The 246-nt window shown below is 53.3% G+C and carries 1 protein-coding gene; it reads left to right on the top strand.

Annotation, left to right across the window (positions count from 1 at the left end; translation table 11 throughout):
• On the top strand, positions 1 to 246 hold a 246-nt coding region (locus SB660_RS22920), incomplete at both ends, for a nucleoside-diphosphate sugar epimerase/dehydratase (protein WP_410584822.1).

The raw sequence follows: 246 nt of genomic DNA, 5'->3' as shown, positions 1-246 counted from the left end.
CAATACGGGGTGTTCCACACGATTTTGTTCCGGCTGTTAGCCGTCAGCTGGATGGTTCAGCTATTGTTCATCGGAGGAAGCCGGATGATTTCGCGCGTGCTGAAAGAAACGATCGGCAGGAAGCAAAATGACTCTTCCCGGGCGCTGATCATCGGCGCGGGCGCGGGAGGAACGCTGCTTGTCCGTCAGCTTACGCAGAAAAATGATCTCGGAATCATGCCTGTGGCTTTTATTGATGATGATCAG

The sequence above is a fragment of the Bacillus sp. SIMBA_005 genome, from assembly GCF_046535585.1.
GTDB classification, from domain to species: Bacteria; Bacillota; Bacilli; order Bacillales; family Bacillaceae; genus Bacillus; species Bacillus pumilus.
The sequence above is the reverse complement of the archived record's forward strand: the minus strand, read 5'-3'. Positions and strand labels throughout refer to the sequence as shown.